The 14,734-nt window shown below is 65.7% G+C and carries 8 protein-coding genes; 2 read left to right on the forward strand and 6 right to left on the reverse strand.

What is annotated here, in order from left to right; translation table 11 throughout:
• Window positions 1-67 precede the first annotated feature (67 nt).
• Window positions 68-484, reverse strand: a complete 417-nt coding sequence (locus tag ACIA76_RS06900) for a hypothetical protein (RefSeq protein ID WP_397149440.1) — start codon at window positions 482-484, stop codon at window positions 68-70.
• On the opposite strand from ACIA76_RS06900, the gene ACIA76_RS06905 reads away from it, so the two are divergent.
• Complete coding sequence (locus ACIA76_RS06905; RefSeq protein WP_397149330.1) at window positions 395-1,774, forward strand: UbiD family decarboxylase; 1,380 nt, start codon at window positions 395-397, stop codon at window positions 1,772-1,774. The genes ACIA76_RS06900 and ACIA76_RS06905 overlap by 90 nt on opposite strands.
• A 95-nt stretch (window positions 1,775-1,869) precedes the next feature.
• Window positions 1,870-3,357 carry a CoA transferase gene (locus ACIA76_RS06910; protein WP_397149332.1) on the forward strand — a complete coding sequence of 496 codons (1,488 nt, stop codon included), beginning with the start codon at window positions 1,870-1,872 and terminating at the stop codon, window positions 3,355-3,357.
• A gap of 295 nt (window positions 3,358-3,652) precedes the next feature.
• Here the strand turns inward: ACIA76_RS06910 and ACIA76_RS06915 are convergent, their stop codons facing one another.
• Genes ACIA76_RS06915 through ACIA76_RS06935 form a run of 5 tightly spaced genes read right to left on the reverse strand, consistent with a single transcriptional unit; the run spans window position 3,653 to window position 14,726 of the window.
• Entirely contained in the window at window positions 3,653-5,218 is a 1,566-nt protein-coding gene (locus ACIA76_RS06915; protein ID WP_397149334.1) for a hypothetical protein, read from the reverse strand.
• A 33-nt stretch (window positions 5,219-5,251) separates the two neighbouring features.
• Entirely contained in the window at window positions 5,252-5,560 is a 309-nt protein-coding gene (locus tag ACIA76_RS06920; protein ID WP_397149336.1) for a hypothetical protein, read from the reverse strand.
• A gap of 31 nt (window positions 5,561-5,591) precedes the next feature.
• A complete protein-coding gene (locus ACIA76_RS06925) occupies window positions 5,592-6,401 on the reverse strand; it encodes an ESX secretion-associated protein EspG (RefSeq protein WP_397149339.1) in 810 nt (269 codons plus the stop codon).
• Window positions 6,398-9,076 (reverse strand): WXG100 family type VII secretion target, encoded by a 2,679-nt coding sequence (locus ACIA76_RS06930; protein ID WP_397149341.1) that lies wholly within the window; start codon window positions 9,074-9,076, stop codon window positions 6,398-6,400. The genes ACIA76_RS06925 and ACIA76_RS06930 overlap by 4 nt, the downstream gene beginning before the upstream one ends.
• Complete coding sequence (locus ACIA76_RS06935) at window positions 9,069-14,726, reverse strand: hypothetical protein (protein ID WP_397149343.1); 5,658 nt, start codon at window positions 14,724-14,726, stop codon at window positions 9,069-9,071. Before ACIA76_RS06935 ends, ACIA76_RS06930 begins: the two co-directional genes overlap by 8 nt.
• Window positions 14,727-14,734 lie beyond the last annotated feature (8 nt).

Genomic DNA, 14,734 nt, shown 5'->3' on the forward strand with positions numbered 1-14,734 from the left:
TCGCGCACTTCCCGACGCTCGCAGAGCGGTTCGCCGAGTTCGGTTTCGAGGGCCTTGGTTCGTTGACTCAGCGGCGGAAATCGCGCAGACGGTAGATCTCCATTTGCCGAATAGTAACTACCGTATATGCAATGATGCGAGCATTATTATCGGACCGGTCAGCAGCGTCGGCGCCGTTGCCGACGGCATCGTCTACGACCACACCGCCGGTCGCATCTCCTGGACCAATAGGGATGTACCCGATTTCGATCCAGCGCTCCGTTTCTGAGGAGCGAAATTCGAGAAAGGTTCGGTAGTGAGCGACCGGAATGGCGTGAGGGAACACCTCACCAGCTTGCGGGCCTATTTGGATGTCCTGGACAAGTATGGCGATCTGCGGGAGGTGAGAAGGGAGGTGGATACCGATCTGGAGATCGGTGCGATTATCCGCCGCACGCACGAGACCTACGGTCCGGCGACCCTGTTCAGCAATATCCGTGGTCATGCGGGCTATCGGGTAGTGGGAGCGCCGATGTCCTACAGTTCCCATCCGGATGCTCGGATGGCCAGGGTGGCGATCGCGCTCGGGCTGGATCCGGCGACCGGCGGCCCGCAGATCGTCGAGACGTTGGCCCGGGCCATGCACAACGAGCCGATACCGCCGATGGTGGTGCCCGCCGCGCCCTGTCAGCAGAATGTGCTACTCGGCGATAACACGGACCTGCTGAAGTTCCCGACCCCGATGATCCACAACGGCGACGGGGGGCGCTACTTCAACACTCTCGGAATCTGGGTGCTGCGCAGCCCGGACGGGAAGTGGACCAACTGGTCGATCGCTCGGGCGATGTTGATCGACGGTCAGCGGATGACCGGTTTCATCGCAGGCAGCCAGCACAACAGCTTGATCCTCGAGATGTGGCGCGAGCGTGGCGAACCGATGCCGTTCGCACTCGTACAGGGGGCCGAGCCTGCCGCGCTGTATGTCGGCGGAATGCCGCTGCCCCCGCACGTGGACGAGAACGCCTATCTCGGTGGCCATTTCGGGGAGCCGATCGAGACGGTCCATTGTAAGACCGTCGACCTGTATGTGCCGGCGTCCGCGGAGATCGTCGTCGAAGGCCACGTATCCCTCGACGAGACCTGGCCGGAAGGCCCGATGGGCGAATACCACGGCTATCTGAACGGTGAGGTCCACCCATTCCCGATCTATCACGTCAGCGCGATCACTCATCGCGACAATCCGATCCTTCCGGTGTGCTCTGCGGGCAAACCGGTCGACGAAGACCACACCATCGTCTGCCCCGGCATCTCGGCGGTGCTGCTGAACGAACTGCGCGCCCACGACCTGCCGATCACCTCTGTCTGGTTCGTCCCCGAGTCCGCGACTCACCTGCTGACCGTCACCCTCTCACCCGACTGGGCGCAACGCTGCGGCGTGTCCGCCGCCGAACTGGGCAGGCGGATCGTCGAGATATGTAAGAACGAACCCTCCGTGGAGCATGCAGGGCGATGGTTCAGCCGCCTGATGCTCATCGACCAGGACATCGACCCCACCGATATGCGTGATCTGATGTGGGCGTGGGCAACCCGCTGCCACACCAGCTACGGCAGCACCGTCTTGGATATGCCGATCAGCATCCTGTCTCCCGTATTCACCGACGCCGAACGATTCAGCCAGCGCGGCCCGGTGCAGGTGCTGGACTGCCTGCTGCGGGACGGGCTGAGCAGTACCGCCTTCGCCGAGAACTTCCCGGCCGACCTGCAGCGCCGGGTCCTGGCCGAGTGGGACGAATGAACCGCCCGCGCGGGGTTCGGGGGCAATGATTTTGCCTCTCGGCGGTGAGTCATTCCTGAACTACCCGGGAAACTTCGGAAGAGAGTGAGGCAGACATGCTGACAGAACGACTCGAAAAGGTGTTGGTCAACAAGAACAGTCCGATCGATCTGCATGCCGAGCTGAGGGAGGTGTTGGGTTGGTCGGGTCTGCGGCCCGGGGACTCCGGTGGTGAGATCACCTTTGTCGGGGCCGACCCGGTGCTGTCGAGCGCCTTGGCATTGGCCTCGGCGGCGTCGATCGCGCTGGTCGCCAGGTCGGTGGCCATCGCCACGCTGTGGCAGTTCCGCGGCGGCCCGGGCCAGGACATCAGCATGGACATGCGTAAGGCGCCGCATCGGATATGCCCGTTCTACGACCGGAAGTGGGAGACGCTCAACGGATTCCCCACCGACACATGGGATTCCAGCCCCGTCATCCAACCCCAGCTCAGCCGCGCCGCGGACGACAGGTGGGTGTTGACGGTGCCGGTGTATCCCCGGCCCAAGACCGATATGCTGCGTTTCCTGGGCGCAACCGACAGCATGGAATCGGTACGCGATCAGATCGGCAGACGAGATTCCACCGAGCTGGAAACCTCCGCCGCGGCCGCGGGCGTGGTGCTCACCACGGTGCGCAGCCTGGAAGAGTTCATGACCGAACGCCACTACATCGAGGCACTCGCCGACGCGCCGCTCATCGAGATCGAAAAGATCGGCGACAGCGACCCCGAGCCGCTCCCCACCGCAGCGTCGGCACCACTGGACGGCATCCGGGCGCTGGGCCACGGGAAGGTCATCGCCGGAGCCGGTATCGGTCGCACGCTGTCGCTACACGGCGCCGATGTCCTCAACATCTGGCCTCGCAACGAACTGGAAGCCGAAATCTTCTACCACACAACCGGAGTCGGCGTGCGGTCCGCGCGACTCGACCTGGACACCAGCGCCGGCTCGGCGACCATGCGGGAACTGTTGCGCGGCGCGGACATCTTCTACTCCAACCGCCGCCCCGGCTATCGACGACGGCACGGACTCACCGCACAGCAGGCCGCCGAGATCCGGCCCGGCATCATCCACGTGACCGGCACCATGTTCGGCGAAACCGGCCCCTGGGCCGACCGACCGGGATACGACGAAAACGCTTGCGCCGCAACCGGATTCTACGTTCTAGAAGGAGCCGCCGACGCGCCGCAACTGCCCCCGACAGTCCTGGTGAACGACTGGCTCATCCCCTGGCTGGCCACCACCGCAATCACCACAGCCCTGATGCGGCGAGCCCAGGAAGGCGGCAGCTACCGCATCCACATGTCCCTGGCCCGCACCGCGCTATGGGTACTCAGCCTCGGCCTGTTCGACAAACAGTACGCCGACGCCCTCGCCGACTCCGATGACAACCATCGATACCTCGACCCCGACCTGTTCACCACAGAATGCCCACTCGGCACCTACCAAGGCGTCACCGACCAGGTCCACATGTCACAAACCCCCGGCCGATACCCCTTCGCCCTGCTACCCCGCGGATCCAACCACCCCGAATGGCTCCCCCGCACCGGGGGCGACCGATAACGAGAGGTAGTCGTGGCTCTGCTGTCACCGGTACCGTCGGCAGTGCGCGGCGCCCTGACCGGTCACCCGCAAGTCCCCAGCAACCATCCCCGGCCGAAGCCCCGCTGGACATCCGATCTTGTTTCGGCGCTCGACATTTCGCATACCGCCCCCATGCTCGGGCGATACACCCATCGAGGCCGGAAACGATGCCATCGCCCGCGCCGCCGGCGGCGTCTGGATCATCTACACGTGCGCCAGCGGATGGGCGGCTGACACTTTTCCGCGAGATGAAGTATCGGTCCCTGCGCCGGGCTCAGATCGAGTGGTCCGCCGCGGCGCCGACCTGTCGCCGGTGGAATCGCTGTTCGAACCCCTCGATGTAGATCGACGGTGCGGTCGAGGACGACGACCGTTCGACCAGTCCGTCGTCGGCGACGTAGAAGATGGCGCGGCCGATGGCGATCTGGCCGGGGCGGACCGGAACGAAAACCATCCAGCCGACGCTGAGGCGCTCGGCGACCAGCTCCTCCAGCGGGTAGTTGGTGGTGTCGATCTCCTGGCCGCGGATGTAGTTACCGACCAGGGTGATCGCGCGGTCCTCCGACAGCGCCTCGGGAATCGTGGCCACCAGGCCCGCCAGCGACAGCTGGTACAGCGCGCCGTCGATATCGTCGTTCGGATGGGTGAACACGGCGGAGACGGTATCGCGGGTGACCACGCCCGCCTCCGCGGCAGCCACCAGAGTCGCTGCGGCGGTGCGCAATTCGTCGCTCGGATCGTTGCCGAGCACGCCGCACACCACCTCGACCACGGTCTCGGCGGTCCAGATACCGGGAACGGCCGAACTCAAATGTTGCGCCGACGGTGATTCACCGCGATACCAGCCGCCGTCCCACCAATAGCAGAACGTCAGCAGCCCGCGGCCCGCACGGGGATTGAGAGCCTGATTGGCCACCCACTGCGGGGCGCCCGCGTACAGATCCGGCAGCGGCTCACCCTCGTTGTAGGCCGCGTCCAGCTCCGGTGCGTTCCACACACCGCCCGAGAGCACCGCCCGGCCGCCGGGCAGCACATACAGCGTGGCGCCACTATGCGCCGATCCCTCGAAGATGCCGAGCGCGGGCAGGATTCGCGGACCCCACTGCGAGCCCACGGCCACGAAGGCCGCCGCGATCGTCGCCCAGCGCGCCCACAGCACGGGCAGCACCGGGAAGTCGTCCACCGACTGCACCGCGCCGATACCGGCCGCCCGATCGGCGCGCGCCTGCGTCGCGGCCTGCTGCGGCGAGCGCGACTGCTGATCGTCGTGCTCGAGGTAGGCGGCCAGCCACACCGGCAGCCGTCGGCGCGGAAACGCCTCGAGATCGGCGCGATACGCCTCGGGCACCAGCAGATGCTCATCGGGGAACGGCTCGTCCCCGTAGTCGTAATCGACCTCCACCCGACCACTGACATCGAGCTCCAGCGTCAGCCGCCACCAGGGTCCGTCACCGAGTGGTGCCGAAAGCTCGCGCTGCGTTCGCACCATATCCACGATCTCATCCGACGGCTCGACCCGCGCCGCCTGATCGTCCTCGTCGTAGAACAGGACGGTATGCGCGCCACCCGCGACCGTGAGCACGAAAACCGCCTCCAGCCGATGCCAGCCCTCCGGCCCCGTGACCGCCAGTTCGCGCGCGACGCGCTGGGCCAGATCGGTGGCCTGATCCTCGATCGATAGCTCGATCGCGGCCGAATCCTCTTCCGGCGCAGTCGAATTCGAGGGCTGTTCGACAACGGGCGCCGGGGTGGGCGGCGGCGACTCGCCGAGGCTCAGCTGGAAGGCGACATCCGGCCGAGGTTCGGTTTCCACGGCGGCACTGGGCTGGGGACTGTTCATCTGATCAGGCACTCCTCATCGGATCGGCCGCCATCACGGCGTCCGGTAATCCATGTTGTCCATCTTGGTTGCGGCATCGCGCATGCTCTTGCTGAATTGGGCCGCCGAACCGGCCATGTTGTCGCCGCCGGTCAGCAGGGCCTCATTGGATTTCAGATAGCCCTTGTCACCGTTGACGAACTTGTCGCCGTAGTCGTCGTGACCCCACGGATATCCCTTGGCCTGCAGGATATTTCGCAGGTTCGCGACGATTTCGTGAGTCTTGTGGCCGACGTCCTCCATCTTGTCCGCGGCGGTGCGTAGCCGCGTGGTGTCCACTCGGATCCGGCGTTCTCCGGACATGTCGTCACCTTCTGTTCTCGTGCGCGGGGTGTCAGTACCGGTCCTCGGGACGCCCTATTTCCCAATGGGTTTCGAGGCGTTGCATCATGGTGTCGATATCGGTTTGGATCCGCTCGATCAGCATCCGTCTGTTGGTACCGACCGCGAACGGCGGCTCGTCCAGCGACATCACGTAGCGGCCGTCGCCGGCCACATCGCGCCACAGCATCGTTGTCTTCTGAATCCCGCGCGGTCCGTACTTCGATCGGCCCTGCACGACCTGGATCGATCCGGTGCAATCGGAACGGCGCTGGAAGAACCGCTGCGTCTGGTAGACCAACGTATCCTCCCGATTATCGCGGACGAAGCTGCCGCCCCAGGTCGGTGCGATGTCCTCGGCCCGATCGGTCACGATCGGAATGCCCGGCAGCCGACCGGCTTCCACTCGCGGGAGCGCGTCGACCACGGCGACGGCCAGCCTGCGCGGATCGCATTCGGTGACCGTGAACGCGACGGTGTCGTAGATGAGCGGACCGGGCGCCTGTTCGAAGACGTAGGCGAGAGCGCCCGCGCGAGCGGCGTACAGGCGGTGCTCCTTATTCCAGTTCCGCGAGTTCTGTTCGTCCCAACTCGACACCTCCAGGTACAGCTCGGGCGCACACAGCACCTCGATCGCGCCGTCGAACGAACCCTCCAACCTTCGCCGCAGTTCCTCCCACGCCGCGCGCTTGCGTTGCTCCAGCGCGTCGGCGTAGACCACTTCGTCGCTCTCGACCCAGAACGGCTTGGGCAGCAGACCTTGGCGATGGCGCTCACACAGCACGATGAATTCGAGCACGGTGAACTTCCACTGCTGCGTCACGGCTCGATCACCGGCTTCGACCGCTCGATGTCATCGCCGAGGGCATCATCGAGATTGCCTGCCGCGTCGAGATATTTGGGCCGCTTGTATTCCTTACCGGCGCCACCGCCTTGCTGGCCGCCCATGCCGCCGCCGGGCATACCGCCCATGGGCATCCCCGAGCCGCCGGGCCCGGCGGATCCGGCAGGCATGGTCGGTGCCTGGGAGCCGTCGACGCCGTTCAGCATTGCCGCACGCGGGAACAGCTTCGATTCGACCGGTGCGGCCTGCATGGCCAGCGGTGGGTGCAGCGCGCCGCCACCTCCGCCACCCCCGCCGCCGGCGAGCCCGGCATGGCTGCCGCCGCCTCCGCCCCCGCCGAAGGCAGCCGCGAAGTCGTTCGGGATCGCCTTGTCGAAGCCCGGGATATTCAGGCTCTGCAGATCTCCCAAGCCCGGGATGCCGAGCATTCCGTTGTTCGTCAGACCGGCGAGCGCCTCGGTACCGGTCTTCACGACATCGGTGAGAGCCGAAGTCACGCCCTTGAATCCATCGACCAATGTCTTCAGCAGATCGGTGCCGCCCGGGGTCTGCGCCAGGGTTCGTCCCAGGTTGTTCAGCGTCTCCGGGCTCAGCTTGCGCAGAGTCTCCGGATCCAGCTTGCTCAGCGTGTCCGGATCCAGACCCTTCAGCCCGTCGGGGCCGAGGCCGCTGAGGATATCCGTGCCGAACTTCTTCAGATCCTCGGGACTCATATGCTGCAGGAAATCCGAACCCAGCTTCTGCAAAGCTTCCGGGCTCATATTCTTCAGCAGCTCCGGGTTCAGGCCGCCCAGCAGATCCGAACCGATCTTCTTCAGCGCCTCCGGACTCAGATCCTTGAACGGATTCTCGCCGTGCATCAGCTTGTTGACCAGATCCTGGGGCGATCCCGGAGGTGGTGGCGTGGGCACGGGATTGAGGGGTTTGGTAGGTACCTGGTGGATAGGCCGCTGGGACCCGGGCATCATCGGTTTGGTCAGGTCACTGCCATTCGGACCGCCATCGGATCCGTCGCCCGGACTTCCGCCGCCCGGGGGATTGAAGCTGGGGAAGTTCTTCTGACCTCCGCCCGGGTTCCCGCCGCCCGGGGGGTTGAGGCCCGCAGGGTAGGTCGGCTTGTCGGAGCCTGAGCCGCCGCTCGAATCGCCGCCGCCCTGAGAGCCGCCGCCACCCTGAGAGCCGCCGCCGGAGTTCGAACCGTCGCCACTGCCCCCAGACTTGCCGCCGCCCTTGGCCTGGTCGTGGCCGTCCTGAAAACCGCCCTTGTAGTTGGGGCTGTTCTTGTCGATGCCACCGCCGCCACCATTGCCACCGCCTTGGCCGCTACCGCCGCTATTGCCGCCGCCTTGGTTGCCGCCGCCTTGGCCGCCACCGCCGTTGTTGCCGCCGCCACTGCCCTGACCACCGCCGTCTTTCAGACCCTGTTTGTAACCATCCTCGAAGCCAGCCTTGTACTCAGGGCTGTTCTTATCGATATTGTTGCTGTTGTTGTTTCCGTCATTGTTGTTTCTGTCATTGTTGTTTTTGTCATTGTTGTTATTATTATTGTTGTTTTTGTCCTTATCATTTTTATTGTCCGGCGGTGGCGGTGGCGGGTCTTTCTTGTCCGGCGGTGGCGGCGGCGGTGGCGGCGGTGCACTCGGAGCACCGGTTACGGACACCACTGGCATAGCCTTGACAGCTCCGTCGATACCGGGCATGTACACAGACTTATATCTCTGACGCCAACCATCGAGTGCCTGATTCTTGTAGCAATCGCTTTGCCCGTCATCCTCCCACTTGTTAGCGGGAATATCCTGGTACATGTAATTCAACCACTGCGCGCAGTAGGTGAGATCGCTCCCGAGACCCGTCAACGTGTTGGCGAAGGTCAGCGAACCGTCGGTGAATCGACCGATCGCCTTCATGGCCTGATCCGCGCCTTGACCGGTCCACATGTCGGCCTTCACCACCTGATTCAGGGCCGAGTTCAGATCCGTGAGATCCGCCTTGAGCTGTCCGGCCATCCACGTATACCGGGTACCGGCGTCATACGCCGCCTGGTCGTGCCCGGCCAGAGAATGACTGAAGTCGTAGTATCTGTCGAACGACCACATGTCGGCCGACTCGACCTGGATCCCCTTTTCGCTGCCCGCGCCGGTCGAGGGTTTCAACGGATCCGGCTTGTTCGAAGCGTTCGACAGCTTCGTATCCTTCGGCGGGTCGGACTTCGGCGCGGCGGGAGTCGTCAACGCCTTCTGCAGGTCGCCGACTTTCTCGATATCCGCGGACGTCTGGTTTTCGGTTCGGAGATAGTTACCTGCCGCACTGAGGAACGTATCGCCCATATCCTCCAGGATCCTTTTCATGGTATCCATGGTGGCGAGGACTTCCTTGCCCTTCGTATTGAAGCGGTGCGTCAGCTCTATACCGCCTCCTTCATCGGACCAGTTATCCATGGCGTTCATCTTGTTCTTATCGATGAAATCCTGATACCACGCCAGATTTCCGATCATGTCGTGACACCGCTGTGCACAATCGGCGACGATCTTGGGATCCCACTTCAGCTTGTTGAACTCCAAGTTGTGGTGATCCGCGTTGTAGCGATTCTTTTCCCAGTCGTCGAATGTCGCCTTGGTCGTATCGTCGATCTTGGGGGGGTTGTCATCAGCCATCTGCGTTGCTCCTCGTGGTCTTCGTGGTCGATCGCGCCTGCATATCCGGTCCGACTTCCTGGCTGGGAACTCCCAGTGCGAACGGGATATCGACGCCATCGTCGGGTCCGGCCAGCTCCGGCGCGTCGGACGGCGACGGCATCAACATCGGTTTCGGCTTCTTGCGGTCCTTGTCGGGCTTCTTGCGGTCCCGGCGGTCCGGCTTCTTCTTCGATCCCGGCATCGAAGGCGCCGTGGGTGACGAACCCCCGCCCGGTGGCACACCACCGGGCGGGGGTGGCGCCCCGGCCTGCTGGTGGCCCTCCTGCATCGGCGACAGGGGCGGCCGCCCCGGCGTGGCCGGATGTTGTGCCCCGGACCCACCCGGTTGCGACGAGTTCCCCTGCTGCCCTGGGTCTTTCGACTGTCCGGGCGCGGCAGGATCGTGCTTGGCCTCCGGCGCACCATGGGATTCGTCGGCCCTCGACGCATCCCGCTGGTCGCCGGTACCCGATCCGTCTCGATCGCCCTCGGATCCGGGCGCACCCGACTGATCGCCGGATCCTTCCGTACCCGAACGCTCTCCGGAACCCGGTGCACCCGAATGGTCCTCGGCACCCTGGCCATCCGAACGATCGTCGGCGCCCGCATCGCCCGAATGCGCACCGGAATCCGGCGCATTCGAGCGATCGTCGGACTCCGTGCCACCGGAGTGATCCTCGGAGCCTGGGCCACCCGTACGGCCATCGGAACCCGGACGATCTCCGGAACCCGGGCCACTCGAACGGTCTCCGGAACCCGGACTACCCGAACGGTCCTGGGAACCCGAACCACCCGAATGGTCCTCGGAACCCGAACCACCCGAACGATTCCCGGAGCCGGGCGCATTCGGCCGGTCCGCGGACCCCGAACCACCCGAGTGAGCGTTCGGACGGTCTCCAGACCCTGGTATGCGCGAATCACTCTCGGCGCCTGGCGGTTTCAGACCGCTCAGCTGGTCCTGCAAAGCCGACTTGAACTGCGAGAGCGCATCATTCATCGCACCCGGATTGCCTCCCATACCGGGATCGACACCCTGCTGTCCCGACCCGTCGGACCCCGGATCGCTCAATTGATCCAGGATCCCCCGCAGAGAGGACAGGTCGGGCAGCAGGGCCGGATTCTGCGATGAATCATCGCCGAGCTGGGACAGACGCGAGAAGTCTGGCAACTGCTCACCCTGCTCATTCGGCCAGTGGCCACCATCGAATCCATTCGGCGGCATGAACGCCCCACCGTCGCCCGGTGGAAGCATCATCCCTTCCGCGGAATGCAAGCGCTGCAACATATCCGCCAGTTCGGCTGGGTCCGGTCGCGGAGGCGGCGGAGGCTGCCGATGCTCCGGAGGCGCCGTCCGGTCGCTGCCCGACGAGCCACCGTCACCCGAGGACCCGGAGTCCGAACGATCCGATCCGCCAGGCGAATTCGACGAGCTCCCGGAGTGATCGGAATTCCCGCCACCGCCGGAGTTACCGTGCTGGCCACCGGAGTCACCCCCGCCGCCGAGGTTGTCGGGGCCGTCGCCCGAACGGTCGGGCCCGTTGTCACCGCCGCCGGAACCACCACCCGAATCACGGTGGTCGTTACCGGAACCTCCGCCGTCACCGGAATCGTCGGTCTGGTCGTTGTAGTGATCCCGTCCCGGGCCCCGATAATCCTGATCGTCATAGTCATAGTCATCATCGGAACCTGTTGGCCCCGAATGCTTTCCGCCTCCAGTGTCGTCATACCCGGGCGGCAGCCAGTCCTCGGACTCCGGCGCGGTCGGCGCGTGGTACGGCTCCGGCACCGGTGCGCCGTCATTCAGGCGGCGCGGCCGAGCCTTGGCGATCTCGTCGCCGCCCCCGACCCACGCATTCTTCGGATTCGCCGGTGGTGCGACGGTCCCGTCGGGATCGGAGACGTGGATCTTGCCGCCGTCGTCGACCTTCCACGTGGTGCCGTCCGACCGACTGCCCCATGCGGTCTGGTCCGGCGCGGTGACCCGCACGGCCCCGTCGCCCCGGATCTCGCGCAGCGTCCCGTCCGACTCGCGCACGAAAGCCGTTCCGTCCGACCGTGTCCCACGGACCACGCCCTTGTCGGTGAACGTCGCTCCGTGCGGGCCGATCTCGGAGGACGAGCCGTCCTTGTGCACGACCCGGAAACCACCGGATGTCCGTTCCAGCTGCGCGCCGTTGGACAGCTCGATCGGCTCGGTCGTGGACCGGAATGTGGTCTCGCCGTTGGACGCGGTGATGCGCGTGGATCCACGTGAACCGGCTTCGTAGGTGGTGCCGTTGGCATCGAATACCTTGCTGCCGTTCGGCGACGACTCCAGACCGATGCCGTCGGGCCGCTCCATCTGGATGACACCGTGTTTGCGCGGCCCGTCCTGGGGGATGCCTCCGAGCCGATCGCGCAACCCGATGTCCAGGGTGCCGTCGAGATCGTGGTGAATGACGGTCCCGTCGGCGTGGCGAGTTCGCCCGCCGCCCTGGGTGTCCGTGGCGTCGAATACGACATGCGTACTGCCGTCCGGGTTCTCGACCGTGACCGTGCCGTTGTGATCGGCGGTGTGCTTGGTCCCGTCGACGGTGGTGGTGACGGTGGGCTTACCCGGTCCGGACTCGACCACGGTGCCGTCCGACTTGAAGACCGTCTTGTCACCGGTGGGTGAGGTGAATTCCGTTGTCCCGTTGGACTTCACCGTCGTAGTCCAGCCGTCCGGGGCCTTCGTCTGCACCGAGCCGTCGGGCAGCACCGTATGCGAGACCCGATCCGGGCGGGTGAAGGTCGGCGAGTGCGCACCGGTCCCCTCGCCCGCCGTGCCCCCGGAACGCGGTGCCGTGGCGAGTTCGCCGGGAACGATGAATCCGATCGAATGATCGGGGCCGATCCGCAGGAACTGCGGATCGCCGGGGCGGCCCACCACCATGGTCCCGCCCTGGCCGATCATATGTTTCGTACCGTCCGGCGAGGTGATGACGAAGTTACCGTCAGCATCGCGCTCCCAGCCCGCGCGATCGTTCGGCACGACATGCGTCTTGCCGTCGGGCGTGGTGACCGTGGTGTCGCCCTTCGCCGAGGTGTGGATGGTGGTGCCGTCCGGCTCGTGCCGCGTCCGCTCCCCCGATGGGGAGCGGAACTCCACTCCCCCATCGCGTTTGATGGTCGTCGTCGACCCGTCCGGCGATCTGGTCTGCACCGAGCCGTCGGACAGCACCGCATGCCGGGTGCCGTCGGACCTGCCGAAGCTGACCTCCCCATCCCGCACCGGCCCGCTCGCTCCGTTACCGCGCGGACTCGGTTGTGCCGCAGGGTGGTTGGCGTCGTTCGGGACGAAGTCCACGGAGCGGTCGCGTCCGATACGGACCGCCGTCGGATCGCCGGGACGCCCGAGGAGGATGTTCCCGCCCCGATCCACCAGATGCCTGGTGCCGTCGGGCGAGGTGATCAGGACCTCGCCCCGATCGTTGCGAATCCAGTTCGGGGTGCCCCGTCGGCCGCCCTCGAAGCTCTCGCCGCCGCGACCGCCCTGCCCGGCGCCGTCGGGCCCGCGCTGCGTGCCCGGATCCGAATGCTGTTCGGGCGGAACCGCTCCCCGCGGCACGCCCCCACCGGGATTCGTCTCCGATACCGGCGGACGCTGCGACGGCGGCGTCCCACCCGTGCTCGATGCGACGGGTCGCTGCTGTCCGGAAGGATTCGAGTTCGACTCGGGCACGGAGGAACGCGGTGACTGACCGGGCGGATTCGAACCAGGCTCGGGCACGGACGACCGCTGTTGCGGGGACGTACTACCGGGACCCGACTGCGGCACCGACGACCGCTGCTGCGGCGGAGTCCCGGTCGGGTTCGGCTCCGGGGTCGAGGCGCGCGGCGACGATTGCCCCGAGGGATTGTGTGATTCGGGTGTGGTCGAGCGCGTGGGTGTCTGCACCTCGGGCGGCGTCGAACGTGTAGGCGTCTGGACCTCGGGTGTGGTTGAGCGCGCAGGCGTCTGGACCTCGGGCGGCGTCGAACGCGTGGGCGTCTGCACCTCCGCCGTGGTCGGACGCGTGGGCGGCTGCACCTCGGGTGTGGTTGAGCGCGCGGGCGTCTGGACCTCGGGCGGCGTCGAACGCGTGGGCGTCTGCACCTCCGCCGTGGTCGGACGCGTGGGCGGCTGCACCTCGGGTGTGGTTGAGCGCGCGGGCGTCTGGACCTCGGGCGGCGCCGAACGCGTCGGTGTCTGCACCTCGGGCGCGGGCGGTTTCTGGAACGACGACGAACCATCCTGGATAGCCGGACGAACGTCCCGATTCTGGGACGATCCCCCGGGACCGGACGAATTGCTGCCTACGGCAGTCGAATTCGTCGCACCCGGAGTCCGCTTCGGCGGATCGGATTCGCTCGGGCTGTTCGAGTTCCTCCCTCCCCCAGCAAGATTCACCGCCGGATGATCGTTACCGCCGCCGTTGCGCGAGGACGAATTCCCGCCACCATTCTGACCGTTCGTTTGGCCATGCGAGTCACTGAACCGAGTCGGATACGTCGAAGGATGCGTCTCGGGCGAATCGTTCTCACCGAAGGTGATGGCCCGCTGCCCGCCCCGCGGTCCGTTCGAATCGGGACCCCCCGACTCGAAGGAGAACCCACCCCGCGGCGGGATGTGCACCGACCCGTCCTTATCAGTGTCCCAGGGGACCTCGAAGCTTTTCCTGCCGTTGTGCCCGTTGATGCCGACCCAGCCATGGAATCCGCCCACGATCCCGCCACGCGCGGCGCCGCCGACCCATCCGGCGGGATTGTTGAAGGTCCCCTCCCAATCGCCGGTGGCCAGGGCGGTGGCGACATTGCCCGCGACGCCGCCGATCGGGCTCGAGGCGATGCCGACGAATGCGCCGTTCCCGGTTCGGATCCACGGGTTGGCGAGCTTGTTTCCGAGGAACTTCCCGGTGAACTTGCCGATCGCCTCGGCCCCGATCCGGCCGAACGGCGCGCCGACACCCGAGGAGAGCATCGAGACCCCGAGCTCCTTGCCGTCGAAATGCTTCCGATGCCCGGCGGCCATCTGTCCGAGCTGCACGGCCGCATCGAGCCCGCCCGAGATCAGCATCGCCTCGAGAATCTTGAGTATGTAGCTCTTGCTGAGACCCGCGAACTTCTCGCCGAAGACCGACAGCACCTTCGCCAGAATCCGTTCCTGCAGCTGCAATTCCAGCCTGCGCAGGATGGATTGCGTCGCCGCGATCTCCGCCGCCTCCTCGGCCGCTGCGGTCGGCGGCCACATCCAGGCCCAGAAGATTTCGATGGCCAGCGCGATCAGCGAGACGATCGTCATCAGTTTCGCGGCCTCGATCTGCGTGCCGAAATCGAAGACGGCGTCGGAGATCTGCTCCATGAACTTCGCCAGCGATTCCATCGATTGGTCGCCGGTGAGCATCTGATCGAACGCCGCACCCATCTTTTCCCCGCCCGTCCCTTCGGGATAGGCGGAGATGGTGAGGCGTTTGACGTCCTCGATATCCGGAATCAGTGTGTTCAGTGCGGAGCTGGTGTCCTTGAAGGCATCTGAGACATGCCAGACCTCGGTCTCGTCACCATCCGGCCACGCACCGCCCGCGATCCACCCCAGCCAGCGCAATTCCGGCGGCAGATATAATCCCATTGAGCTGC

Origin of the sequence: Nocardia sp. NPDC051570, from assembly GCF_044454005.1 — a bacterium.
Taxonomy (GTDB): domain Bacteria; phylum Actinomycetota; class Actinomycetes; order Mycobacteriales; family Mycobacteriaceae; genus Nocardia.

Excerpts from the sequence above, each read along its gene's own strand:
- ACIA76_RS06920 (WP_397149336.1), bottom strand. The coding sequence starts at position 5,560 with ATGTCCGGAGAACGCCGGATCCGAGTGGACACCACGCGGCTACGCACC.
- ACIA76_RS06915 (WP_397149334.1), bottom strand. The coding sequence starts at position 5,218 with ATGAACAGTCCCCAGCCCAGTGCCGCCGTGGAAACCGAACCTCGGCCG.
- ACIA76_RS06900 (WP_397149440.1), bottom strand. The coding sequence starts at position 484 with ATGACCACGGATATTGCTGAACAGGGTCGCCGGACCGTAGGTCTCGTG.
- ACIA76_RS06935 (WP_397149343.1), bottom strand. The coding sequence starts at position 14,726 with ATGGGATTATATCTGCCGCCGGAATTGCGCTGGCTGGGGTGGATCGCG.
- ACIA76_RS06930 (WP_397149341.1), bottom strand. The coding sequence starts at position 9,076 with ATGGCTGATGACAACCCCCCCAAGATCGACGATACGACCAAGGCGACA.
- ACIA76_RS06910 (WP_397149332.1), top strand. The coding sequence starts at position 1,870 with ATGCTGACAGAACGACTCGAAAAGGTGTTGGTCAACAAGAACAGTCCG.